Below are 24,961 nucleotides of genomic sequence, written 5' to 3' on the forward strand. Positions count from 1 at the left end.
CGTCTGCCTCATGCGCGTGCCGTCCCGGAGTAGGTGGCGTCCGCGCCGAGTTGGGGCAGCTCGCCCCACTGCGACGGGTGCCAGGGTGTGGTGTCGTCGCTGGGCCAGGCCTGGAAGGGCACCTTCAGCTCGTCGCACAGGTAGTGGACCGCGAAGCGGCCCGCGGAGGCGGCGCGGATGAGGCCGCCACCCGCGACCCACTGGCCGGTCATGGAGAAGCCCGCCAGGCCCGGCAGCCGCATCCGGTCCCGGCCGACGAGCCTGTCCGTGAGCTTCTCGGTGTCGGTGAAGGACTTCCAGGCCAGGATGCTGCCCTCGTGGTTGCCGGTGAAGCGGCGCAGCGTGACGGGCGTGGCCACGTCGACGACCTCGGTGCGCTCGGCGGTGCCGGGGTGCTTGCGCTCCAGGAAGTCCCGCAGGAAGTCGGCGACCTCCCGCTTGCGCGCCCGGTAGCGCTTGCGGGAGGCGGCGCGCAGTTCCTGCCAGTACCCGAAGTCGCTGAAGTAGGTGCAGTGCACGACCGAGCGGCCCGGCGGCGCGAAGCCGTCGGCGTACTGCGAACGGACCTGCACCACCAGGCTGTTCTGCCGTACGGCCGGGAGCCGCGCGCTGTCCTCGGGGGACAGCAGGTAGGTGGTGCTGTGCGGGGTGTCGGGCGGCAGATCGCCGGTGAGGCCCACGAAGGCGGAGACGACGCCCGGGTAGAGGGTCTCCGGGCGGTGCAGGGCCTCGTCGAAGAGGGCCCGGGTGACGGGGCTGGACCAGCGCCCGTCCAGGAGTTTCCGGAGCACGGTGGGGCCGTCGCAGGCGGCGATCACGTGGTCGGCGAACTCCCGTGTGCCGTTCTTGAGTTCCACGCCCACCGCGCGGTCGCCCTCGACCAGCACACGGGTCACCGCCGAGCGGTAGTCGACGCGCCCGCCGAGCCCCCGGTAGCGCTTCTCCACGGAGCGCGCGAGACCGAGCGAACCGCCCTGCGGGAAACCGCAGTTGCCGCGGTGGGCCGCGGCCATGTTGAACAGGTACGGCAGCAGCGGGAAGACCTCGTGGTCCTGGAAGAAGACGAAGGGGAAGGCCCGCCGCAGCAGGGGGTCCTGGAGGCGGGCGCAGAAGGCGTCCATCTGCGTCGCGCCGGTGCGCCAGAACAGCCGGAAGGCGGGCAGCACCTTCCGCGCCAGCTCCAGCTTCTCGCGCACGCTGCGCAGCGGCGGCGGGGTCAGGAAGGGGTAGAGGTCGATCGCGGTGAAGCGCCGCAGGTCGGCGCAGAACCGCCGGATGTGCCTGGCGTCGGCGGGGGACAGCTCCAGCAGGTGGGCCTGGAGCCGATCCGGGTCGTTGTAGAAGCGGACCTCACGGCCGTGCTCGTCGACGACCCGGTTGAAGATCTCGAAGTCGGTGATCGACTTGCCGTCCAGGGCGCCGAGTTCGCGCCACACCTGGTGCGCGTCGTTGCCGGGGGCGGTGCCGATCAGCCAGTCGATGCAGTAGTCGAAGAGGTAGCCCTGCCGGGCCCAGGAGGTGCAGCAGCCGCCGGGCAGTACGTGCTTCTCGAAGATCCGGCTCTCCATGCCGCTCATCTGGGCGTAGCAGCCCGCCGCGAGCCCGGAGACGCCAGCGCCGACGACGATGACCTTCGGGGGGCGCTCAGGCACGGTCGCCACCGCCCGGGGCGAGGGCGGCCAGCGCCAGTTCCGCGTTGCGCCGCAGATGCTCGCCGTCCAGCATCTCGGCGTGCCGCCCGGAACCCTGGAGGACGTCGGTGCGGGCGGTGGAGGCGCCGTGCCAGGAGCGGGGCTGCCCGGGGGCGTGGCCGGGCAGCGCGTCCTGGCTGCCGATGACGGTGAGCGGGGCGGCGACCGTGCCCGGGTTGGCGGTGCGGGCGCAGAACTCCAGGTAGTCCCGGGCCTGTTCCATCGTCTCGCGGGCCACGATCGCCGAGCCGGTGTGCCGGTGCAGGTGCTCGGCGAGTTCGGTCTCGAAGGAGGCGAGGTGCTCGGGGCCGACGGTGTAGGGCTCGGGGATCCGGTAGGAGTCGAGGATGACGACACCGCCGACCGCCGCGCCGCGCCGCTCCAGCTCCTTGGCCGTCTCGAAGGCGAGGTTGCCGCCGAGGGAGTAGCCGAGGAGCGTGAGCGGGCCGCCGTCCGCGTGCTGCTGGACGAGGTCGGCGTAGCGGGCGGGCTTGTCGTCGCCGGGGATGTGGTTGAAGGCGACGACGCGCCGGCCCGGCAGCTGCCCGGCGAAATGCCGGTAGACCAGGCCGTGTCCGCCCGCGGGCGGGAAGCAGAAGACCGTACCGCCCGTCCCCGCGCCCTCGTTGAAGTGCAGGTACGGCAGCGTCCCCGCGATCCGTCCGGTCGCGACGTCCTCGACGGCGCGCGCCATGCCGTGCAGGGTGCTGCTGCGGAAGAGCAGTCCGACCGGCACGCTCACCGCGAAGTCGGTCCGCAGGTGGTGGATCAGCTCGATGAGCTTGATCGAGCTGCCGCCCAGTTCGAAGAAGTCGTCCTCCAGGCCCACCCGTTCGACGCCCAGCACCGCCTTCCAGTGCCCGGCCGTCCGCACCTCGTACGGCGTCACCGGCGGGTCGTGTCTTCCGGTGTCCGCGTGCGGGGCGGGCGCGGGGAGGGCGGAGGCGTCGACCTTGCCGTTCGCGGTGAGCGGCAGCGCGGGCAGCACCGTCACGTGCGCGGGCACCAGGTAGGTCGGCAGCCGTTCGGCCAGGCGGCGGCGCAGTGCCCGCGGGTCCGGCTCCGCGCCCTGGGCCGGGACGCAGTACGCGCACAGCACGTCCTCGCCCGCCGGGCCCGGCCGCACGGCCGCGCATGCCTGGGCGACCTCGGGCACGGCCAGCAGGTGGGCCTCGATCTCACCGGGCTCGATGCGGTGGCCGCGCAGCTTGACCTGCCCGTCCGCCCGCCCGAGCAGGTGGACGACCCCGCCGGCGTCCCAGTGGCCGAGGTCGCCGGTGCGGTAGAGGCGCCGTTCCGTACCGCCGACCGTACGGGTCGTGAACCGCTCGGCGGTACGTGCCGGGTCGCCCACGTAGCCGTCCGCGACGCCCGCGCCGCCGATCCACAGCTCGCCGGGGACACCGCACGGGACGGGCTCGCCGTGCCGGTCGAGGATGTAGACCTCGCTGCCGGGGAAGGGCCGCCCGACCGGGAGGGTGCGGCCCGGCTCCAGGCCGTCGTCGGGCCCGTCGAACCAGGTGGTGTCGATCGTGGTCTCGGTGAGGCCGTAGGAGTTGACCAGCACGGTGTCCGGGCCGCACAGCGCCCGCAGCCGCCGGTGCTCGCCGACCTTCCAGGTGTCCGAGCCGACGACGAGCAGCCGCATGAAGTCGAGCCGCAGGCCCTCGCGTTCGCAGTACGCGACCAGGCCGCGGGCCACCGCGGGCACGAACTCGCCGCAGTCCACACGCTCCTCGCGCATCGTGCGGTGCAGGCGCGCGGTGTCGAGGACCAGCTCCCGCCCGGCCAGGACGAGGGTGCCGCCCGAGCACAGCGCCCGCACGAGGTCGCCGGTGAAGACGTCGAAGGGCACCCCGGCCATCTGCAGGTGGACGTCCCCGCCCGCGAGCCGGTAGGCGTCCCGCCACCCCGCGTACGCGGACGCGAGACTGCCGTGGCTCACCCGCACGGCCTTGGGGCGGCCGGTGGAGCCCGAGGTGTGGATGACGTACGCGGGCAGCGACGGGTCCACCGCCGCGTCCGCGCCCCGCGCCGCGCCCGAGGCGAGGTCCTCCGGCGTCACCACCCGGGCGGCGAACCGCCCCGGCTTGTCGGCGACGACCAGCGACGCGCCGACGTCGGCGGCGAGTGCGGCGAGCCGCTCGTCCGGGTGGTCCGGGTCGAGCGGCAGATACGCGGCGCCCGCCCGCAGTACCGCCAGCAGGCTCGCGACCAGCTCGGGCGACTTCTCCAGGCACACCGCCACCACCGCGCCCGGCCCCGCGCCCAGTTCGGCCAGCCGCCCGGCCATCCGGGCGGACATCTGGTCGAGTTCGCGGTAGGTCATCCTGCGCGGCGGACCGTACCCGGTGGGTGTGGAGACGGCGAGGGCCCGGGGATGCGCGGCGGCGGCCTTCGCGAACAGCTCGGCGACCGGCGGCGCGTCGCCCGCCGGGCATCCCGCCCCGCTCCAGCGTTCGAGGATGCGGGCGCTCTCGACCTCGCCGAGCATGGGGATGCCGCTGACGGGGCGGTCGGCGGCGGAGGCGGTGAGCCCGGCCAGCAGCGCCCGGTAGTGGCCCGCGAGGCGGCGCACGGTGTCCGCGTCGAAGAGGTCGGTGTTGTACTTGAACACGCAGTGGAAGCAGCCGTCCGTGCGGTCCTCGTACGCCGACAGCGTGACGTCGAACTGCCCCTCTTCCTCCGGCAGTTCGATGTACTCCAGGCGGTACCCGTAGCGCTCGGCGGCGACCTTGTGGGTGAGCAGGATGAACATCGCCTGGAAGACGGCGGACCGGCTCGGGTCGTGCTGGAGGCCCAGCTCCTCCACGAGCAGCACGAACGGGTACTCCTGGTTGTCCAGCCCGCCCAGCACCGTCTCGCGCACGCGGCCGAGCAGGTCGGCGACCGTCGGGTCGCCGTCCAGGCTCACGTGCAGCGGGAGCGGGTTGACGAAGTAGCCGTAGACCGAGGCGTCCTCCTCGCGGGTCCGCCCCGACACCGGGCTGCCCACGACCAGGTCGTCCTGGCCCGACCAGCGGTGCAGCAGCAGGTAGTAGGCGCTCAGCAGCACCATGAAGGGAGTCGCGTTGTGCGCGCGGGCCAGCGCGTGCACGCCCTCGGTGAGACCCGCGTCCAGCCGGAAGAACTCCGAGGCGCCGTTGTGCGTCATGACCGGCGGCCGGGGCCGGTCGGTGGGCAGCGCGAGCACCGGGATCGCGGGCGGCAGGGCGCCGCGCCAGTAGTCCAGCATCGCGCGGGCCCCGGGCCCGGCCAGGAAGCGGTTCTGGTGGTTGACGAAGTCCAGGTACTGCCCGGTGGCGGCGGGGAGTTGGACCGGACGCCCGTGCCGCAGCGCCTCGTACGCCGTGAACAGCTCCTCGATGAAGGTGAAGGTGGAGATCGCGTCGGAGACGATGTGGTGCACCGCCTTCATGAGCACCCAGCGGTCGGGCCCCCGGCGGAAGAGCCGGAAGCGCACCAGCGGGTCGCGCTCCAGGTCGTACGGCTTGCGGTACTCCCCGACGATCAGCTGCCGGACGTCGTCCCACTCGCGGCCCTCGACGTCGAACAGCGCGGTGTCGGCGCGCACGTCGGGCGAGATGACCTGCACCGGCGTACCGCCGTCGAGCGTGACGTTGGCACGCAGCAGGGGGTGCCGCTCCAGCAGCACGCGGAAGGCCGCGAACATCAGCTCGGGGTCCAGCGCGGTGGCGACCTCGACCGCACCGCCGATGTTGTAGGCGAAGGCGTCCGGGTTGAGGTGCTTGAGGAACCACAGGGCCTTCTGGTTGTACGTGAGCGGGTAGCGCGCCGGGTCGGTGTGCAGCTCCACCGCCGTCCCGGAACCGGAGGCGTCGTCCGAGGCCAGCTCCAGCAGGCCCGCGTGCAGCCGGTCGGCCAGCTCCCCGGCGGGGTCGCCGCTGAGCAGCGCCACCACCGGGAGGGCGACGCCCAGCTCGGCCTGGAAGCGGGCGCGCAGCTCCATCGCGAGCAGCGAGTCCAGCCCGAGCGCGCCCAGCCCCGCCGCCGGGTCGACGCGCTCGGGCCGCACCCGCAGCACACCGGCGACGATCTCGGTGAAGCGCGCGGCCACCAGCGCCCGCCGCTCCTCCGCCCCGGCCGCCCTGAAGGCCGCGGGGAAACCGCCCTCGGGGGCGGCGGGCGCCTCCTCGGCCGCGGCGGCGACCAGGCCCGCCACCAGTGCGGGCGGGACGTCGTACCAGGACTGGAAGACCCCCCAGTCGACGACCGTCGCCACCAGCAGCTGCGGCCGGTCCTGGCCGATGACGCGCTCCAGCACGGCCATGCCCGCGCCCGGCGGCAGCGAACTCATGCCGCGGGAGTGCCGGTAGTGGTCGACGAGGCCCAGCTCCTCGATCATGCCCGTCGCCCAGGGGCCCCAGTCGATGCTGAGCGCGGGCAGCCCGTTCGCGTGCCGGTGGTGGGCCAGCGCGTCCAGGAAGGCGTTGCCCGCCGCGTAGTTGGCCTGGCCCGCGGTGGTGAGCAGCGAGGCGATGGAGGCGAAGAGGACGAAGTGGTCGAGCGGTTCGTCGCGCAGCAGCCGGTGCAGCAGGTACGCGCCCGCGACCTTCGGCTCGTACGCCGCGTCGAAGGCCTCCCGGTCCAGCTCGCCGACGAGCGCGTCCCGCACCTGCCCGGCGAGGTGGAAGATTCCGCGCACGGGCGGGAGTTGGGCCCGCCGGTGCGCGGCCAGCCAGCCCGCGAGGGCCGCCTCGTCGGTGACGTCCAGCGGGGCCGTCCCGGCGTGCGCGCCCAGCGCCTCCAGTTCGCGCAGGAAGGCCACCCGGCGTCCCGCGGGGCTGCTCGGGTCGAGCCCGGCCCACTCCTCCCGGGCGGGCACGGGGGTGCGGCCCGCGAGGACGAGGCGGCGGGCGCCGCGCCGGACGAGGGTGCGGCACAGCAGCATGCCGAGGGCGCCGAACGCGCCCGTGACCAGGTAGGTGCCGTCCGCGCGCAGCCGCAGCGGCAGCGGCCGGGTGAGCCCGGCGGGCCGGGCCAGCACGGAGGTCAGGCGGCGGCCGCCGCGCAGCGCGATCTCCTCGGCCCCGCCCGCCGCGATCTCACGCAGCAGGGCCGCGGCCTCGGCAGGGTGGTCGACGGCGTGGTCCAGGTCGATCAACGTGCCCCGCTGGGCGACGAGTTCCTGCTGCCACAGGACCCGGCCGATGCCCCACGCGGGGGCGCCCAGCGGCTCGACCTGCTCGCCGGGGACGACCGCCTGGGCGCCGCGGGTCACGATGTGCAGCCGCGCGGCGGGCCGCGCCTCGGGCAGCACCTGCGCCAGGGCCACCAGCGAGTAGCCGCCGAGCGTCGCGCAGCCCGCCAGATCCGCGCGCCGGGCGGCTTCGAGCGAGGGCCGGTCCAGATTCCACAGGTGCAGGACGGTGCGGTAGGTGCCGTCGAGGTCGGCGAAGAGCTGGCGCAGGTCGTCGGCGGAGTCCGGCCGCACGGTGGAGCCGCCGGTGCCGTGCCGGTAGCGCTCGCCGGGGTGGACGAGGTGGCAGCGCCCGCCGTTCTCCCGCACGCGGTCGGCGAGTTCGACGCCGAGGCCGGTGGCGTCGGCGAAGACCACGAGGCGGCTGGGCGCTTCGGCGGTGCGGGGCGCGGGCAGTTTGCCGGCGGCTGCCGTGGACGGCTCGCCGGTGCCGGTGCCGGTGCCGGTGCCGGTGCCGGTGCCCGACCGGGGCTGGGACGTGGACCGGGCCGGGGGCAGGGGCAGTTCGCCGGTGCGGGGCGTGGGCAGGTCGCCGGGGTCCGCCGGGGAGGGCGCTTCCTCCTGCGGCAGCTCGTACCACACGGGTTCGGCGAGCCAGCCGTCGATGGAGGCCAGGCCCACGGACGCCGCCGCCTGCTCCACACCCGCCGCGCGGAAGCCGGTGACGTGGCCGAGCGGGGTGCCGTCGTCGGCGAAGAGGGCCAGGTCGCCGGTGAGTTCGCCGCCGTCCTCGGCGGTGACGGTCGCGTGCGCCCAGAAGGGGGCGCCGCCGAGCGCTTCGAGGCTCACCTCCCGGAGGGACAGCGGCAGCCGGATGCCGCTCGCGGGGGAGCCGTCGAGGAGCTGCGGGGCCAGCAGCGCGTGGAAGCAGGCGTCCAGCAGCGTCGGGTGCGCATGGCTCGCGGCCGCGTCCGCCGGGGGCCGCTCGTCCGGCCGGATCCTGGCGAGCGCCTCGCCCGGCCCGATCCAGACCTCCTCGACCCGTTGGAAGGCGGGCCCGTAGCCGTACCCGAGGGCCGCCAGCTCCCGGTAGCAGTCCGCCCGGCCGAGCCGCCGCCCGGCCCGCGCGCGGACCGCGTCCAGGTCGGGCGCCGCGCCGGCCGTACACGGCCGGGCCGCGCGGACGGTGCCGGTCGCGTGGACGGTACGGCCGCGGTCGGCACCGGCGCCAGGGGCAGGGGCCGAGGCGACGGTGAAGACGGCCGTCTCCGGGTCGAAGTGCAGCTGCACGGCGGAGGGTTGGGCCTCCGACAGGAAGAGCGCCCGGGGCAGTTCGACGTCGGCGAGCACCGCGCGCGGTGAGCCGGTCAGCGCCCGTACCGCCTGCGCGGCCATCTCCAGATACCCGGCGGCAGGGAAGACCGCGGCCTCCTGGATGCGGTGGTCGGCCAGGTACGGCAGCTGCTCGACGTCGAGCCGGACCTCCCACGCGGGTTGGGCGCTCGCCGTGCGGCGCCCGAGCAGCGGGTGGTCCACCCGGCCGAGGCGCACCTGCTCCACCGGCGCGGGCTCCGTCCAGTACCGGTCCCGCTTCCACGGGTAGCCCGGCAGCGTCACCGGACGCCCGCCCGGGTGGAGTGCCGCCCAGTCCAACTCCACGCCCAGCGCGTGCAGTTCGCCCAGCGAGCGGGCGAGGACCTGAGGCTCGTCCTCGCGCCGCCGGATCGACGGCAGCACCCGGCCGGCGCTGCCGCGGCCGGCGAGGCACTCGCGGATCGCGTGGCCCAGCACGGGATGCGGGCCGACCTCCAGGAAGAGCTGGTGGCCGTCGTCCGCCAGCAGGTCCACGGCGGAGCGGAAGCGCACGGGCTCGCGCACGTTCCGCCACCAGTAGGCCGCGTCCAGCTCCCGGCCCTCCGCGCGCCCCTCGGCCGCGGTGAGGTAGAGCGGTACCTGCGCCGTACGCGGTTCCAGCCCGGCGAGCCCAGCGAGCAGCTCGTCGCGGATCGGCTCCATCTGCGCGCTGTGGTACGGCACTTCGACGGGCAGGAACCGGGCGAAGACCTGCTCGCGCTCCAGCTCCGCCGCGAGCCGCCCGAGCGCCTCCCGGTCGCCGGAGAACGTCACGTCGCCGGGACCGTTGACCGCCGCGAGCGACACAAGGCCGCCGCACCGCTCCGCCCGGCGCGCCGCCTCCGCCTCCGTCAGGCCCGCCGCGAGCATCGTGCCCGTGCCCGCCAGCTGCTGCTGGAGCCGCCCGCGGTGCAGTACCACCGTCACGGCGTCCGCCAGGTCGTACACCCCGGCCTCGTGGAAGGCGGCGATCTCCCCCGTCGAATGCCCGACGACCGCGTCCGGCCGCACTCCGCGGCTGCGCCAGAGGGCCGAAAGGCCCACCTGCACGGCGAAGTTGGCGGCCTGCGCCAGCCACGTCTGCGCCATCCGCGACGTGTCCTCGTCCCGCGCCAGCTCCGCCAGCAGCGACCACCCGGCCTGGCGGCGGATCTCGGCGTCGCACTCCTCGACTGCGGCGCGGTAGACGGGCTCGGCGGCCGTCAGCCCGCGCCCCATGCCCCACCACTGCGGGCCCATCCCGGTGAAGACCCACGCCAGCCGCCGCTCGCCGCGCCGCAGCCGCCGCCCGGCCACCACCCGCGGATGCGGCTCGCCGTGCTCGCACGCCGCCAGCGCCTCGTCCAGCGACGCGCGCGAGGCCGGGTCGTAGACGACGGACAGCCGGTGCTCGTGGTGCTCGCGGCGCAGCGCCAGGGTGTGACCGAGGTCCGAAAGCGCCACGGGGGCGGCCCCGTTGAGCTCCGCCCTGATGCCCGCGGCCAGTTCCGGCAGCACCTCGGGCGCCCGTGCGCTCAGCGGCAGCACGGTGTACGCGGGCACGCGGGCGGGGGCGGCGGCCCGGGCCGCCGCCGGGGCCTCCTCCAGCAGCACGTGCGCGTTCGTCCCGCCGAAGCCGAAGGAGTTGACGCCCGCCCGCGCCGGGCCCTCGTGCGCGGGCCAGTCCACCACCGTCGTCGGCACCTCGAAGGGCAGACCCGCCCAGTCGATCGCGGGCGTCGGCCGCTCCAGGTTGATGTGCGGCGGGATGCGGCGGTGCTTGAGCGCCAGCACCGTCTTGACGAGACCGGCGACGCCCGCGGCCGCCTCCGTGTGCCCGATGTTGGTCTTGACCGAGCCGACGTACGCCCGCGTCCCCGGCGCCCGCCCGATCCCGAGGACGCGGCCGAGCGCCGCCGCCTCGATCGGGTCGCCCACCGGCGTGGACGTGCCGTGTGCCTCGACGTACTGCAGATCGCCCGGTGCGATGCCCGCCTCCGCGCACACCCGGCGGATCAGCGCGGTCTGGGCGTCCGGGTTGGGCACGGTGATGCCGTCGGTGCGGCCGTCCTGGTTCACGCCGCTGCCCAGCACCACCGCGTGGATCGGGTCGCCGTCGCGCAGCGCGTCCGCGAGCCGCTTGAGCGCGACGATCCCGACGCCCTCGGCCCGCACGTAGCCGTCGGCCCCGGCGTCGAAGGCGCGCGAGCGGCCGCCGGGGGAGAGGAAGCCGCCCTTGGTCTCGGCGATCGTGTACTGCGGCGCCAGGTGCAGCAGCGTGCCGCCCGCGAGCGCCAGGTCGGTCTCGCCGCGCAGCAGGCTCTGCCGCGCCAGGTGCAGCGCGACCAGCGAGGAGCTGCACGCGGTGTCGATCGAGACGCTGGGGCCGCGGAAGTCGAAGCAGTGCGACACCCGGTTCGACACCATCGTCATCATCGTGCCGGTCGCGGTGTGCGCGGACAGGCTCTCGAAGCCGAGGTCCGCGAACTGCAGGATCTTGTAGTCCAGCGTGAACGCCCCGACGTACACGCCGACATCGCGCCCCGCCAGCAGGTCCGGCCGCTGCCCGCCGTCCTCCAGCGCCTCCCACGCGACCTCCAGCAGCTTGCGCTGCTGCGGGTCCATGTGCGCGGCCTCGCGCGGGCTGATGCCGAAGAACTCCGGGTCGAACTCGGCCACGCCGTCGATGTAGCCGCCGCGCCCGCCCGTGAGCCGTCCGGGCTTGGCCGGGTCGCTGCTGCCCAGGGTGGCGGTGTCGTAGCGGTCGGCGGGGGTCGGCGTGACGCAGTCCCGGCCCTCGACGAGGGCGCGCCAGAAGCCGCGGTGGTCGCGGACGCCGCCGGGGAAGCGGCAGCCGATGCCGACGATCGCGATACGGTCCCGGGCGTCCCAGGCTTCCCGGGGGCCTTGGGCCTCCCAGGCTTCGCGGGCGTCATCGGCGTCGCGGTCCTGCGGAAGGCTGCTGGAGTGGGGCGAGTCCGTCATCGTCCTGTCCGTGCGGTCATGGCGCCTCGGCGCGGTGCGGGAGCGGGGGCGGGGGTGGCTGCGGGCGCGGCCTGCGCGGGCGCCGGGGCGGTCGGTCGGTCCGGGCCGGTCAGGCACTCGGTCCGGTGCCGGTCCTGGCGGCGGCCGGGCGCCAGGGGTGCAGCAGGCTGGCCAGCACGTCACCGGGGGGCGGGAAGGAGGTCGGGTCCTGGAGCCCCACGCCGGTGGGGACGCGGCCCGGCCGCCAGGTGAAGCTGCCGAAGGCGTGGTCCCAGATCGCGAGGTCCGCGCCGAAGTGCCCGGCCTCGTCCAGCACGGTGCTGTGGTGCAGCCGGTGCTGCTCGGGGCTCGCGAACAGGTGGTTCAGCCAGCCGATGCGGACGTCGATGTTCGCGTGCACGAAATACCCCTGGGCGAGCACGAACAGCGTCGCGCACAGCACGGACTGCCGGGAGAACCCGACCGCGGTGAGCGCCAGTTGCACGGCGATCTGCCCCAGCAGCACGTCGAGCAGGTGGTTGACACCGTTGTTCGTGACGTTCACCTTGTCCAGCGCGTGGTGCACGCCGTGCAGCCGCCACAGCAGCGGGTTGCGGTGCGACCACCGGTGGAAAAGGTATTTGGCCAGTGAACCGGTCAGCAGCGCGAGCGGGATTTCCGCGCCCAGCGGAAGCGCCGGGTGCGGTGTCGCCAGCCGCGCCACCATCGCGGCGGCGAGCAGCTGGCCGAGCGCGCCGCCGGCCATCGTCAAGGCGAAATAGAGCCCGTAGCACCGGATTTCCCTCCCGCCGGGGTGCCAGTCGGTGCGGTACGGGATGAGCCGCTCCAGCACCCACAGGTAGCCGATGGCGGCGACCTGCGCGAACGCGAGCACGTCACCGTCGTCCCAGTGCTCGGCCAGGGCCGCGGCGGCAGCCGCGACCACCGCGAGCAGGAGCAGCGGATAGGCGGCCCACCGCAGCACGGCAGGCGTTCGCGAAGAGGCAGGAAAAGCAGAAAATCTGCCGACCCGACCGCTGAATCCTTCGGGACGCAATGGACGCGAGGGACTCAATGCCGATCCTCCAGGTGGAAGGCGGTCGAACCGAAGATAAACCGAGCATAAGCATGTGCCCGGGGAACATGCGAATTCACCGTGGCACGTTCGGCGTAGTCGGATGACCGTGGATGAGCGGCGAATTGGACTGATCGGCGCCGGGATTGCCAGCCGATCCGGGGAATTCGCCCCGCGACGCGACCGATGGCGGGTCGGCTTCTCCGCGGTGTGTTCAGCTATGGCCGCACCGGGCGAATCCGCCCGGAACATCCCAAGGAGGAACGCATGCTTCGTAGTGTCCTGCTCAAGCGGGTCGTCACCGGCTCCGCGGCAGCCCTGGCCCTCGCCGCCGCCCCCTGCCTGGCGACCGCCGCTTCTGCGGTGACCCCGGCGGAGGCCGCGCAGACGGTCACCCTCGACTTCAGCCAGGACCAGCCCACGGGCGTCACGGCCAACGGGTCCTTCGGCGAGCACGGCGCGGTGCTCGACGCCACCGGCAGGACCATCGGCGGCGCGGTGCTCAGCTGCAGCGACACCTCCGGCATGTCCGGCGACATCGTCTACTGCACCGGCATGGTCAGCATCACGGGCAGCGGCGCGATCGGCTTCCAGGTCGGCGGCCTGGTCGTCAACGGCCAGGCCCCGGCCTCGGTCGACGGCATCGTCACCGGCGGCACCGGCGAGTTCGACGGCCTCACCGGCGCGGTCCACATCACCACCGTCCGCGACGGCGTCTACACGGCCCAGTTCGTCCCGGCGGCCGACGCCGACTGACGCGTCCCGCAGACACGGAGCCGCCGCCGCCCTCGGGGAGGCGGCGGCTCCGGCGTCCCCCGGAGCGGGCCGACCCGGGGACGCGGAAACCCCGCGTGTGGTGGACTTTCCCCGTATTCGGCGGCGGGGGGCGTCCATGCGGGGAGTGCGGTACGACCAGCGGGTGGCGGCGCTGGTCGAGGTCCGGGGCGGCGCGCACGACTGGGCCGAGGCCGAACGGCGCTTCGCCGCGCGCGACTGGCCCGTACGCGGCCACCACCCGGCCGGCACCGGACCGACGGCCGGCGTCCTGCCGCCCGATCCGCGCTCGCGGGTCTACGAGCTGGAGGTGCGGCTGCCGGGCGCGGCCCGCGGGTGCGAGCGCGGCGCCGCCTACCGGGTCGCCAAACTGCTGCGCGGCGCCTGCCTGGAGGGTTACGTCCGGCGCAGCGAGCGCATCGTCCGCGACGGCGAGGCGGTGACCAACTGGCGGGTCCACAGCACCGAGCACCGCTTCCCGCCCCCGGCGTCCCGTTACCGCCGCAGACTCCGGCGTCGGCTGGAGTGGCTGCGGCTCTACGACACGGGCGCGCGGGTCGCGGGCGGGCCCGCGCAGGCGCTGCGGCTGGCCCGTACGACCGCCGACGCGGGCTACGACCCGGCGGCCCGCTTCGGGGTGCGCCCGCGGGACCGGCGCTGGCGCGAACTGTCGCGGCACCTGCCGGAGGAGGAGACCGAGCGGCGGACGGCGTCGGTTCTCCTGTGGGCCCTCGGCGTCGCACTGGCGCTGACCTGCGCCCAGGGCGGCGACGTACTCACCCAGGTGCTCTGGTACACCGCCGCGGCCGGCGCCCTGGCCGGTGCCCTGTGGTCCGGCACGCGGCTCTACCGGCGCCCGGCGCCCCTTCCGCCCGGTGCCGGGGTACGCGCCCGGCTCGCGGCCCGCACCCGGGGGGCCGGGTTCGCGGCAGTGGCCACCGTCCTCGTCGTGGCGCCCGTCCTGCGGCAGGCGCTGGAGCAGGGCGCGCGGTTCCGCAGCGGGATCACCGTCGTCGCGGTGCTGCTTGTCGTCGCGGCGGGCCTGTGGCTGCTGGTGCGGCAGTGGACGTGGGGCGAGTGGGCGGCCTGGGTGATCCCGCTGGCAGTCACCCTTGCCACGTCCTCGTTCCTCGCCGCGGGCTCCGTCCTGCACGCCCTGTACGCCGACGGCGTGGGCCTGTCGTCCGACGAACTCGACGTCCCCGCGATCTGGCAGCTCGCGGCCACGGCCAAGCTGGTCACGCTCTTCAGCGTCGTCCTGCTCGTCCCCGCCGGCTGGGGATACGCCCGGCACTTCCACTACGGCCGCGCCACCCCCGGTGACGGCTTCAACGGGGTCGCCTACCTCTTCCTGCTGCTCCTGCTGCTGCTGGGCTGCGCGGGCCTCGCCCTCGGCTCGGCCACCGCGGCCGTCGACCGCACGACGTCCGCCGCCCGCGCCCGCAGCGACACGCTGCCCTCGTACTTCGGCGTCCAGCCCGCGTGGACGTGCGTCCGGCCCGTCGTCCCGGTTGCCGAACTGGCGGGTCAAGGACCGCCGTTGGACATCCGCCTGCCCTACGTCCTCTTCTCCGCCGGGAGCGACACCGCCGTCCTGTGGGACCCCGCGTCGGGCACGCCCCTGCGGCTGCCCGCCGGCCAGGTCCGGCTGACCCCCGCGAGGTCCGCGTCCGCCCGCTGCCCGGCGCCGTGACGCGGGGCCGGGCGGCGGGTCATGCAGGGAGCGGCTGGACGTCCTCGGCGGCGCGTGCGTCGTAGGCGTCGCGGGCTTCCAGGACGGCATCGATGTTGTCCTCGGACCAGGCGCGGACCGAGTGCAGGAGGGCGGTGACGCTCTCGCCGAGCGGGGTGGCCGCGTAGTCGACGCGCGGCGGAATCGTCGGGAAGACGGTGCGGGTGACGAGGCCGTCGCGCTCCAGGGAGCGGAGGGTCTGGGTGAGCATCTTCTGCGTGATGCCGTCGAGCCGGCGCCGCAGCTCGCCGAAACGCAGCGGGCCGCCGGACAGGGCGCCCATGACCAGCATCGTCCACTTGTTGGCGAGGACGTTGAGGATCTGCCGGGAGGGGCAGGCGGCGAGGTAGGCGTCCGCGCCGCCGTGGAAGCGCAGGCCGTCGGTAGTACCCATGAGGTACCTATATACCTTTCAAGTGCCTTCTGTTCAACAGGTACCACCCCTCCCGAGGATGGGGGGCGTCCCCGGGGAGCCCCGCGGGGACGCCCAGGAACCCTTCCGGCAGGAGTGCATGACGATGCGTGCGATCACCCAGAAGTCCTTCGGCGGCCCCGAGGTGCTGGAGCTCACCGACGGTGCCCCGCGGCCCGTGCCCGGGCCCACGCAGGTACTGGTCAGGGTCAGGGCGACGAGCGTCAACCCGGTGGAGCTGCACGTCCGCTCCGGCGCCTTCCCGGTGCTCGGCGAGCCGCCGTTCGTCCTCGGCTGGGACGTCTCCGGGGTCGTCGAGGAGGTCGACCCGGGAGTGCACCGCTTCGCGGTCGGCGACGAGGTCTTCGGGCTGCCGTACTTCCCCGCCGCGGCAGGGGCGAACGCGGAGTACGTGGTGGCGCCCGCGCGCCAGCTCGCCCGCAAGCCCGCGGGCGTCAGCCACGAGGAGGCGGCGGCGCTGCCGCTGGTCGGGCTGACGGCGTGGCACGCGCTGGTCGAGATCGCGCGGGTGCGGCCCGGCCAGCGGGTCCTGGTCCACGGCGCGGGCGGCGGGCTCGGGCACATCGCGGTGCAGATCGCCAAGCACCTGGGCGCGGAGGTCGTCGGCACCGCGAGCGCGGGCAAGCACGCCTTCCTGCGGGGGCTGGGCGCCGACCGGCTCATCGACTACCGTACGGCGGACTACGCGCAGGTGCTGCGGGACGAGCCGGTGGACGTGGTGCTGGAGACCCTGGGCGGGGGGAACGCCGAGCGCTCGTTCGGGGTGCTGCGCCCGGGCGGGGTCCTGGTCAGCGCGGTGGAGCGGCTCAGCACGACGCTGCCGCGGCTGGCGGTGGAGGCCGGGGTGCGGTTCGCGGCCGTCGGGGTGGAACCGGACGCGGCGGGGCTGGAGGAGCTTGCCGCGCTGGTGGAGGCGGGGGCGCTGACGGTGCATGTGCAGCAGGCGTTCCCGCTGGAAAGGCTCTCCGAGGCGCATGCCCTGCTGGCGGCGGGCGGGGTGCGCGGCAAGCTCGCGATCAGCGTCTGACGGGCGGGTGACTTTCGCCGGAATTAGGCAAAAGGGCTCGCGCGGGGCGGTGGTGCGCGACCCTCCGGTGATGCCACGCGGAGCGCTAACTCCCTTGTCAGGGCACTTATCTGACACTTTCTGGGATCTCCGCGGACACTGAACGAAGCCTTGACTTCTGTTCATTGCAAGCCGAATGTGTGGGGGCGTGACCTGCGCCCCGTGGGGCGCGTGACGTGAAGGAGACACCAGTGCGCTCCCGAAAAATCAGACGATCGGTCGGCAGGGCGGTGGCCGCCGCGGTGGCGGTGACCGTGGTGGCCGGGCTGCCGGCCGTGGCGCAGGCGAGCCCCCAGGGGGCGGCGCGGGCGGCCGCGACGACGCCGGTCTACCTCGACACCCACTACACCTTCGCCCAGCGCGCGGCCGACCTGGTCTCGCGCATGACGCTGCCCGAGAAGGTCAAGCAGCTCCAGACCAACAACGCGCCCGCCATCCCGCGGCTGGGGGTCCAGCAGTACACGTACTGGAGCGAGGGCCAGCACGGCATCAACCGGCTCGGCGCCGACACCGAGGCCGGCAGCCAGGGCGAGCTGGACGTCACGGCGACCAGCTTCCCGGTGAACTTCGCGGCCACCATGTCCTGGGACCCGGAGCTGACCTACCAGGAGACGACGGCGATCTCGGACGAGGTGCGCGGCACCCTCGACAAGTCGCTGTTCGGCAAGGGCCAGAACAACATCGGGCCGGACATCGACGACTACGGCGACCTCACCTTCTGGGCGCCGACGGTCAACATGGACCGCGACCCGCGCTGGGGGCGCACCAACGAGTCCTTCGGCGAGGACACCTACCTCGCCTCCACCATGGCGGGCGCGTTCGTCAACGGCTACCAGGGCCAGACGATCGACGGCAGGCAGACGACCCCGTACCTCAAGGTCGCGGCGACCGCCAAGCACTACGCGCTCAACAACGACGAGAACAACCGGCACACCCAGAGCGCGAACACCACCGACGCCAACATCCGCGACTACTACACCAAGCAGTTCGCGAGCCTGGTGCAGGGCGCGCACGTCTCCGGCGTCATGACGGCGTACAACGCGATCAACGGCACGCCCGCGCCCGCGGATACGTACACCGTCAACGAACTGCTCCAGGCCACCTACGGCTTCGGCGGCTACACCACCTCCGACTGCGGCGCGGTCGGCGACGTCTACTCCTCCGGCGCGCACAACTGGGCGCCCCCGGGGTGGACGACCAACGGCACGACGTGGACCGAGACCGCGACCGGCAAGCAGATATCGGCGGCCGCGGGCGGCCAGGCGTTCGCGCTGCGCGCGGGCACCCAGCTGAACTGCGCGGGCGGGGAGCTGACCACCGCCGACATCGACGCGGCCATCGATCTCGGCATGCTGTCGACCGGCGTGATCGACGGCGCCCTGACCCAGCTCTTCACCGTCCGCATGCAGACCGGCGAGTTCGACCCGGCGAACAAGGTCGCGTACACGAAGATCACCAAGGACCAGATCGAGTCGCCCGCCCACCACGCGCTCGCCGCGAAGGTCGCCGCGCAGGACCTGGTGCTGCTGCAGAACGAGAAGGTCAAGGGCACCTCGTCGGCGCTGCTGCCGGCCGACCCGAAGAAGCTGAACAGCGTCGTGGTCCTCGGCGGCCTGGCCGGCACCACGACGCTCGGCGGCTATTCGGGGCGCCCGTCGCACACGGTCAGCCCCGTGCAGGGCATCACCGACGCCGTCAAGGCCGCCAACCCCGGTGCGACCGTGACCTTCGACGCGTGCGGCGTCTCCACCGGCGCCACCACGCCCGCCGCGTGCTCGGCCGCCACGCAGGCCGCGGCGAAGACCGCGGACCTGGTCATCGTGATGGTCGGCTCCGACATGGGCGTCGCCGACGAGGGCACCGACCGCGCCGCACTCGCCCTCCCGGGCAACCAGAACAGCCTGATCGACCAGGTCGCCGCGCTCGGCAACCCGCGCACCGCCGCGGTCGTGCAGTCCGACGGCCCGTACGACATCGGCGCCGTCCAGCGGGACTTCCCGGCGATCCTTTTCAGCGGCTACAACGGCGAGAGCCAGGGCACCGCGCTCGCCCAGGTCCTCTTCGGCGCCCAGAACCCCTCCGGGCACCTGGACTTCACCTGGTTCTCCGGCGACGACCAGCTCCCGTCGATGGACACCTACGGCCTCACCCCGTCCGAGACCGGCGGACTCGGCCGCACCTACATGTACTTCACCGGCAAGCCGGCCTACCCCTTCGGATACGGCCTGTCCTACGCGACGTTCGGCTACTCCCACGTGAAGGTCGGCCCCGCCTCCGCCACCGCCGACGGCACGGTGAAGGTGAGCTTCGACGTCACCAACACCGGTACGGCCGCGGGCGCCACGGTCGCCCAGCTCTACGCGTCACGCCAGTTCACCGTCCCCGGCGTGGACTTGCCGCGGGCGCAGCTCGCGGGCTTCAGGAAGACCGCGGTCCTCGCGCCCGGGAAGACCGAGCACGTGGACCTCCCGGTCAAGGTCGCCGACCTCAGCCGGTGGGACCAGAGCGCCCTCAAGCAGGTCGTGGACAACGGCACCTGGGCCTTCCGCGTCGGCCCCGACTCCGCCACCGTGGCGGGCTCCGGCACCGTCGAGGTGCACGGCGCCATCACGCCGCGGGTGCAGTCGGTCACCGTCCAGCCCGGCCAGGTGGTCTTCTCCGCGGGCGACACCCTGGACCTCACCGGGACCAACCCGTGGATCGCGCCCGACACCGACCCCGCGCTGGAGCAGAAGCACGCCGCCGCGGACCACGTCGTCGAGGCCGCCGACAACGACCAGTCGTTCGCGGACCTCGGCCACGCCCGGGTCAGCTACCGCACCACCGACCCGGACGTCGCCACGGTCAGCCGGGACGGCGTGGTCACCATGCACGCGCCCGGCGCCGCGTCGGTCGAGGTGACGGTGGACGGCGTGACGGGCAGCGCCCCGATCGTCGTCCAGAACCCGTTCACCCTCCGGGCGGCGGACATCGTCAAGCCCGACACGGCCGTCACCGCGACCGCGTCGTACACCAACACCAGCGGGAAGGCCGTGCGCGACCTGGCGCTGGCCCTGACCTCGCCCGACGGCTGGACGGCGAAGGCCACCTCGCCGGTCACCGTCCCCGAGGTCGCCCCCGGCCAGAAGGTCACGGCCACCTGGAGCGTGACCGTCCCGGCGTCCGCGAGCCCCGGCACCAAGGCGGAACTGGCCGCGAGCGCGAGCTTCACCGGCGGCGCGGGCGCGTACAGCGAAGCCGCGGTCAGCCCGCTGACCGTGACCTCGGGCGCCACCCCGGAGCAGGTCACCCCGGTCGTGACGGGCACGGACCCGGCGGCCGGGAAGCTCCAGGTCGTGCTGCACAACCCGTCCGACTCCGCCACCGCCGTGACCGGCGTCAAGTGGAAGCTCGGGAGCGCGACCGGCACCCAGCCGGTCAGCGCGACCATCGCACCCGGGGATTCGGCGACCGTGGAGGTGCCCGTCACGGGCATCGACCTCGGCACGACCTACCCCTTCACGGTGACCGGCGTCATCTCCGGTGACCTGTCCTCGGAGAACTTCTCCGGCCACGTCTCCTTCCTGCCGGTCGTCAACAAGAGCCTCGGCAAGGACTGGACGCTGGCCGACGTCCAGGACGGCCCCGCCGTGGACCTCGCCAAGACCGCCGCGTGGTCCAGCCTGGACGGTTCGCAGCCGTACGGGGGCGACCAGGACCTGTCCGGCAAGGTGTGGCTGAACTGGGACGACGCCAACCTGTACGTCACGGCGAACCTCACCGACGACGTCCTTTCGCAGCCCGCCACCGGCCCCGACATCTGGCAGGGCGACAGCCTCCAGCTGGCGGCCACCTCGGGGGCCCCGGGCGGCGCGGCCGCCCCCGGCACCGCGTCCGTCAACGGCCACTACGAGTACGGCGCCGCGCTCACCTCGGCGGGCGCGCAGCTCTACCGCTGGATCGCCCCGACCGAGGGCAGCGGCCAGGTCACGAACGCGACCGTCCATGTGACGCGGGACGACACCGCGCACACCACCCTCTACCGGCTCGCCATCCCGTGGAGCGACCTCGCGTCCGTCACACCGGCCGCGAACACCGTCTTCTCCTTCGTCCTGGACGTCAACGACAAGGACAACGGCACCCGCAAGGGCTACATGCAGTGGGGTGACGGCATCGGCACGAGCAAGGACGTCGCCGGTTTCAACATGGCGCAGCTGATGCCCGCGGGCGCGTGACCGCAGGCTGATCCGCGCACGCCCCGAGGCCACCCGGTTCCCTGCCGGGTGGCCTCGGCGCCGCTCCCGCGGAACACGGGCGGCTGTCCCGCGGTCAGAGCCGATCCGCCAGCCGGTCCAGGAAAGCGGCCTGGGCCTTGACCACCACGGCGCGGGCGGCGTCCAGCGGGAGCCACGCGACCCGGTCCAGTTCGGGGAACTCGGCGGTACGGCCGGAGCCGCGCGGCCACTCCGTCGTGAAGGTGCCGGGCACCACGTCCGCCGGGTCGAGGTCGGCCTCCAGCGCCCACACCGTCACGTGCTTGCCGCCCGACTGCACCACCTCGCCGAGCGGCAGCGGCTCCCCGTCCGGGGCGGGCAGCCCCAGCTCCTCCCGGAATTCGCGCCGGGCGGCGTCCCAGGGCTGCTCGTCCCCGGCGTACTCGCCCTTGGGCACCGTCCACGCCCCGGCGTCCTTGCGGGCCCAGAACGGCCCGCCCATGTGCCCGAGCAGCACCTCGGCCCCGCCGGGGGCGCGGCGGAAGAGGAGCAGGCCCGCGCTGCGTCTGATGTCGGCCATGGGGCCAGTGTGGCGGGTACGGGCGCGGGGCGCGGCCCTGTCAGCGCGCGACCTGCGGCAGCCCGCCGGCGTCCTCGACGGCCGCGGCACGCAGCGCCGCCGCCACGCGGGCGGCCGCGTCGCTCATCGGCGGGTGCGGCAACCGGGCCAGCAGCACCCGGCGCTGCTCCTGCGGGCCGCCGCGGACGGGCAGGATCCGGACACCCGGGGGCGCGATCGCGGCGAGCGCGGCCGGCACCGTGGTCAGGCCGCAGCCCGCGGCGACGAGGTGGAGCTTGGCGAGCCAGTCGCGGGCGACGAGGGCGATGTCGGGGCGCTCGTCCAGACCGGGCCACACACCCATCAGATGGTCCTCGCCCGCCGCGGAGCCCGCGATCCAGCGCTGCCCGCGCAGGTCGGCGACGTCGGCGAAGTCCCCGCGGGCCAGCGGGTGGGCGGCGGGCACGGCCAGGCACAGGGCCCGCTCGGCGAGCGTCCGGATCACCAGCGGCGGCGACTCGGCGTCCGGCGGCCGGAAGGGCGGCGCCGACGCGAGCACCGCGAGGTCCAGGCTGCCCGCCCGCAGCGCGCGGACCAGCGCCGGGGTGCTGGCGCCCTCCCGCCCGACCACCCGCAGCCCGGGGTCGGTACGCCGCAGCGCGGCGAGCGCGCGGGGCACCAGCACGGCCCCCGCACTCGGATACCACCCCAGCCGTACGGTCCCGGCCCGCTCGTCCAGCCCCGACAGCTCCCGGGCCGCCGCGTCGATCTCGTCGAGGACGGCCGTGGCCCGGCGCATGACGACCCGTCCGGCGGCCGTGAGCCGTACGCCGTCGCGCCGCCGTTCCAGCAGCTCGGCGCCCGCGGCCCGTTCGGCAGCGGCGATCTGCCGGGAGACCGCCGACTGCGTGTAGCCCAGCGAGGCGGCGGCCGCGGTGAAGGTGCCCTGCTCGGCGACGGCCCGCAGGACGCGCAGCGCGGTGAGCGAGACATCCCTGAAGTCCATGACGATCACGCATACTAGCGGTGCCGAAGTCTCGTTGGACGCATAGCGCTCGCCTTCCTAGCGTGGAGGCATGAGCACTCAGCGGAGCACTTCACGCATCGCCCTCGTCACGGGCGCCAACCAGGGGCTCGGCCGCGCACTCGCCGAAGGGCTCGCGGCCCGCATGCGGCCCGGCGACCTCGTCCTCCTCACCGGCCGCGACCGCACCCGCGTCGGGGCCGCGGCAGACGAGGTCCGCGCGCTGCCCGGCAGCCGGGCCCGCGTCGAGGGCCGGGTCCTGGACGTCAGCGACGCCGACGCCATCGCCGGCCTCGCCGAGGAGCTGCGGGCGGAGCACGGCGGCGTCGACGTCGTCATCTCCAACGCGGTCACCCGGATGCTGCCGGAGGACTCGCAGGCCGAGCGGGCGGACGAGGTCATCGACGTCTCCAACACCGCCACGCACGCCGTCCTGCGCTCCTTCGGCGCCGTCCTGCGCCCGGGCGGCCGGCTGCTCGTGGTCGCCAGCAGCCTCGGCACCCTCGGCCACCTCGACCCGCGGCTGCACCACCTCTTCGACGGCGCGAGCCTGGAGCAGGTCGAGTACGCGGTGGAGTCCTGGCGGGCCGCCGTCCACAACGGCACCGCGCAGGAGGCCGGCTGGCCCGTCTGGCTGAACGTCCCCTCGAAGGTCGCCCAGGTCGCGGCGGTCCGCGCGGTCGCCGCCGAGCGGCGGGAGCGCGACCTCGCCGCCGGCACGCTGGTCGCCTCGGTGTGCCCTGGCATGGTCGACACCGCCACCTCCCGCCCCTGGTTCAGCGACTACAGCCACGCCCAGACCCCGGCCCGCGCCGCCGAGGCCGTCCTCGACCTGGTCTTCGCCGAGGGCGCCGACCCCGGGCTGTACGGCGAGCTGGTGCGCTTCGGCAAGCCGCTGGGCTGGCACGACGGCGCCCCGCTGGTGGAGCAGGACGCGATCGTCAGGCCCTGAGCGGGCCGCGACTCAGGCGCCTTCGGCTTCCCGGCGGTCGTACTCCGCCTGGGCGGCGAGGAGTTCGTCGCCGTGCCGCCCGTACCAGCCGATCAGCTCGGTGAGCGGCCCGGCCAGGCTCGTGCCCAGCTCCGTGAGGCTGTACGTGACCTGGGGCGGGACGGTCGGGGCCACCTCGCGGTGGACGAGGCCGGTGCGGACCAGTGCCTTCAGGTTCTGGGCGAGCATCTTCTGGCTGATGCCGCCGACCCGGGCGTGCAGCTGCGCGAAGCGGTGCGGGCGCGTGATCAGAGCGGAGATGATGAGCGTCGCCCAGCGGCTCGTGGTCTGGTCCATGACCGGCCGGAGCAGGCACTTCGCGTCGAAGGTGTCGTGGGCCAGCAGCCGGGCGGCCGTTGCCGCGGTCTCGTCCTCGTGCAGCGTTTCCGTCATGTAGGCAGCTTACAAAAAGGTACGTACTTCCCCCAGGTGAGTGGGTTTCCTACGGTGAGTTGTGGGTGGAAAACACACGCACGTCGTCTTGTGGAGGAGTCACGGTGAGCAGCAACAACGGACGTACGGCAATCGTCACGGGCGCGTCGAAGGGCCTGGGCGCGGGGATCGCGCGGACGCTGGCCGCGAGCGGCGCGGCGGTCGTCGTCAACTACCGGGAGGACGCGAAGGGCGCCGAGCGGGTCGTCGCGGACATCACCGCCGAGGGCGGGCGGGCGCTCGCAGTCCAGGCGGACGTGGCCGTGCCGGGCGACGTACGCAGGCTGTTCGCGCGGGCGCGCGAGGCGTACGGGCGGCCCGTCGACATCCTCGTCAACAACGCGGGCGTGGCGGCCTTCGGCCCGCTCGCGGGCGTCACCGAGGAGGAGTTCCACCGCCAGCTGGACACCAACCTGCTGGGCACCGTCCTCACCACGCAGGCCCTGGCGGCGCAGGAGGGGCTGGGCGCCGCGTCGGTCGTCAACGTCTCGACCGCCGGGACGTTCACCCTGCCGCCGTACGGCGCCCTCTACGTCGCGTCCAAGGCCGCCGTGAACGCCTTCACCGTCAGCACCGCCAGGGAGTTGGGCCCCCGGGGTATCCGCGTCAACGCGATAGCCCCCGGCCCGACCGACACCGAGGGCGCCCGCGCCCTCGGCTTCCCCGGCTCCGACCAGGAGGAGGCGGCGATCGCCGCGACCCCCCTGGGCCGTACCGGCCTCCCCGGCGACTACGGCCCGCTCGTCGCCTTCCTGGCCTCCGACGACGCCCGCTGGATCACCGGCGACGTCATCCTCGTCTCCGGCGGCATGCGCTGAGCGCTCCCGCTCAGGGGGCGTTGGCGGCGAGGACGCGGGCGGTCGCGACGACCGTCTCGCGGCGGCGGGCGAGGGCGGCCCGGTCGGTGTCCTCGTCGAGGACCATGCGGCACATCCGGGGCACGGCGAAATTCCAGGCGATGAGTCCCATGAGGGTGAAGAGCAGGTCCTGGGCGGGGCGGGGGTCGTCCGCGGTGGCGCCGGCGAGCTGCCGGACCTTCTCCCGGAAGGCGCTCCGCCGCTCGCGCTCGGCGGCCCCGTCGCCCTTGCCGTCGCCCTTGCCGCCCTCCTCGTCACCCTCCGAACCGTCGTCCGAACCACCGTGCTCGTCACCCCCCGGAGGGGCCTCCGAAGCGGCCTCCGAAGCACCCCCCGGACCGGCGTCCGGTACCTCCAGCGCCTCCCAGAGAAGCAGCCGGATCAGCTCGGGGTGCTCCTGGTACCAGTCGAAGACCTGCCCGACGGACTCGGCGACCGCGTCGGGGTCGAAGGCGAGGGAGACCCGGACCTCCTCCAGCTTCGCGTGCAGGACGGCGGCGAACAGCTCTTCCTTGCTCCCGTAGTACAGGTAGATGGCCTGCTTGTTGGCCCGCGCGGCGGCTGCGATCCGGTTGACCCGCGCGCCGGCGAGGCCGTGCTCGGCGAACTCCGCGGAGGCGGCGGCGAAGATCCGTCGTCTGGTGTCTTCCGCGTCATAGGCCATGAACGGATTAAAC

Annotated in this window: 14 protein-coding genes; 6 read left to right on the forward strand and 8 right to left on the reverse strand. The window is 74.2% G+C overall.

All coding sequences use genetic code 11. The features are described 5' to 3' along the window. Positions 1 to 8 precede the first annotated feature (8 nt). The 3 genes from IH54_RS0126125 to IH54_RS0126135 form a co-directional block, all read right to left on the reverse strand. Entirely contained in the window at positions 9 to 1,652 is a 1,644-nt protein-coding gene (locus IH54_RS0126125; RefSeq protein WP_234343855.1) for a phytoene desaturase family protein, read from the reverse strand. Beyond that, positions 1,645 to 11,169: a hybrid non-ribosomal peptide synthetase/type I polyketide synthase gene (locus IH54_RS0126130; RefSeq protein ID WP_078862527.1), complete on the reverse strand. Its 9,525-nt coding sequence runs from the start codon at positions 11,167 to 11,169 to the stop codon at positions 1,645 to 1,647. The genes IH54_RS0126125 and IH54_RS0126130 overlap by 8 nt, the downstream gene beginning before the upstream one ends. Before the next feature lie 109 nt (positions 11,170 to 11,278). Then, positions 11,279 to 12,133 carry a sterol desaturase family protein gene (locus tag IH54_RS0126135; protein ID WP_052397877.1) on the reverse strand — a complete coding sequence of 285 codons (855 nt, stop codon included), beginning with the start codon at positions 12,131 to 12,133 and terminating at the stop codon, positions 11,279 to 11,281. 357 nt (positions 12,134 to 12,490) lie between these two features. Here IH54_RS0126135 and IH54_RS0126140 point away from each other — a divergent pair, with 357 nt between their 5' ends. Beyond that, positions 12,491 to 12,979 carry a hypothetical protein gene (locus IH54_RS0126140; RefSeq protein ID WP_031521258.1) on the forward strand — a complete coding sequence of 163 codons (489 nt, stop codon included), beginning with the start codon at positions 12,491 to 12,493 and terminating at the stop codon, positions 12,977 to 12,979. A gap of 136 nt (positions 12,980 to 13,115) precedes the next feature. After that, positions 13,116 to 14,690, forward strand: coding sequence for a hypothetical protein (locus tag IH54_RS0126145; RefSeq protein WP_031521261.1), 1,575 nt, complete (start codon positions 13,116 to 13,118; stop codon positions 14,688 to 14,690). 19 nt (positions 14,691 to 14,709) lie between these two features. On the opposite strand, the gene IH54_RS0126150 is transcribed toward IH54_RS0126145, so the two are convergent. Continuing rightward, positions 14,710 to 15,123: a winged helix-turn-helix transcriptional regulator gene (locus IH54_RS0126150; protein WP_031521264.1), complete on the reverse strand. Its 414-nt coding sequence runs from the start codon at positions 15,121 to 15,123 to the stop codon at positions 14,710 to 14,712. A gap of 124 nt (positions 15,124 to 15,247) precedes the next feature. Between IH54_RS0126150 and IH54_RS0126155 the strand changes: the two genes are divergently transcribed. Together IH54_RS0126155 and IH54_RS0126160 are read left to right on the forward strand one after the other, a co-directional pair. Next, complete coding sequence (locus IH54_RS0126155; RefSeq protein WP_031521267.1) at positions 15,248 to 16,189, forward strand: NADP-dependent oxidoreductase; 942 nt, start codon at positions 15,248 to 15,250, stop codon at positions 16,187 to 16,189. Positions 16,190 to 16,419: 230 nt separating this feature from the next. Then, positions 16,420 to 20,442 carry a glycoside hydrolase family 3 C-terminal domain-containing protein gene (locus IH54_RS0126160; protein WP_052397879.1) on the forward strand — a complete coding sequence of 1,341 codons (4,023 nt, stop codon included), beginning with the start codon at positions 16,420 to 16,422 and terminating at the stop codon, positions 20,440 to 20,442. Positions 20,443 to 20,536: 94 nt separating this feature from the next. Here IH54_RS0126160 and IH54_RS0126165 read toward each other — a convergent pair whose 3' ends face one another. Continuing rightward, a complete protein-coding gene (locus tag IH54_RS0126165; protein ID WP_031521272.1) occupies positions 20,537 to 21,001 on the reverse strand; it encodes an NUDIX domain-containing protein in 465 nt (154 codons plus the stop codon). A gap of 40 nt (positions 21,002 to 21,041) precedes the next feature. Further along, complete coding sequence (locus IH54_RS0126170; RefSeq protein WP_031521274.1) at positions 21,042 to 21,986, reverse strand: LysR family transcriptional regulator; 945 nt, start codon at positions 21,984 to 21,986, stop codon at positions 21,042 to 21,044. Between the two features lie 70 nt (positions 21,987 to 22,056). Between IH54_RS0126170 and IH54_RS0126175 the strand changes: the two genes are divergently transcribed. Further along, positions 22,057 to 22,956, forward strand: coding sequence for an SDR family NAD(P)-dependent oxidoreductase (locus IH54_RS0126175; RefSeq protein ID WP_031521276.1), 900 nt, complete (start codon positions 22,057 to 22,059; stop codon positions 22,954 to 22,956). 12 nt (positions 22,957 to 22,968) lie between these two features. Here IH54_RS0126175 and IH54_RS0126180 read toward each other — a convergent pair whose 3' ends face one another. Continuing rightward, the gene (locus IH54_RS0126180; protein ID WP_031521278.1) at positions 22,969 to 23,388 is read right to left on the reverse strand and encodes a winged helix-turn-helix transcriptional regulator; all 420 of its coding nucleotides are present in this window, start codon (positions 23,386 to 23,388) and stop codon (positions 22,969 to 22,971) included. 104 nt (positions 23,389 to 23,492) lie between these two features. Between IH54_RS0126180 and IH54_RS0126185 the strand changes: the two genes are divergently transcribed. Next, positions 23,493 to 24,245, forward strand: a complete 753-nt coding sequence (locus IH54_RS0126185) for an SDR family NAD(P)-dependent oxidoreductase (protein ID WP_031521280.1) — start codon at positions 23,493 to 23,495, stop codon at positions 24,243 to 24,245. A 10-nt stretch (positions 24,246 to 24,255) separates the two neighbouring features. Here IH54_RS0126185 and IH54_RS40210 read toward each other — a convergent pair whose 3' ends face one another. After that, the gene (locus tag IH54_RS40210) at positions 24,256 to 24,948 is read right to left on the reverse strand and encodes a TetR family transcriptional regulator (protein ID WP_043182281.1); all 693 of its coding nucleotides are present in this window, start codon (positions 24,946 to 24,948) and stop codon (positions 24,256 to 24,258) included. Between the last annotated feature and the right edge of the window lie 13 nt (positions 24,949 to 24,961).

This window comes from Streptomyces sp. NRRL F-5123 (genome assembly GCF_000721495.1).
GTDB lineage: Bacteria > Actinomycetota > Actinomycetes > Streptomycetales > Streptomycetaceae > Actinacidiphila.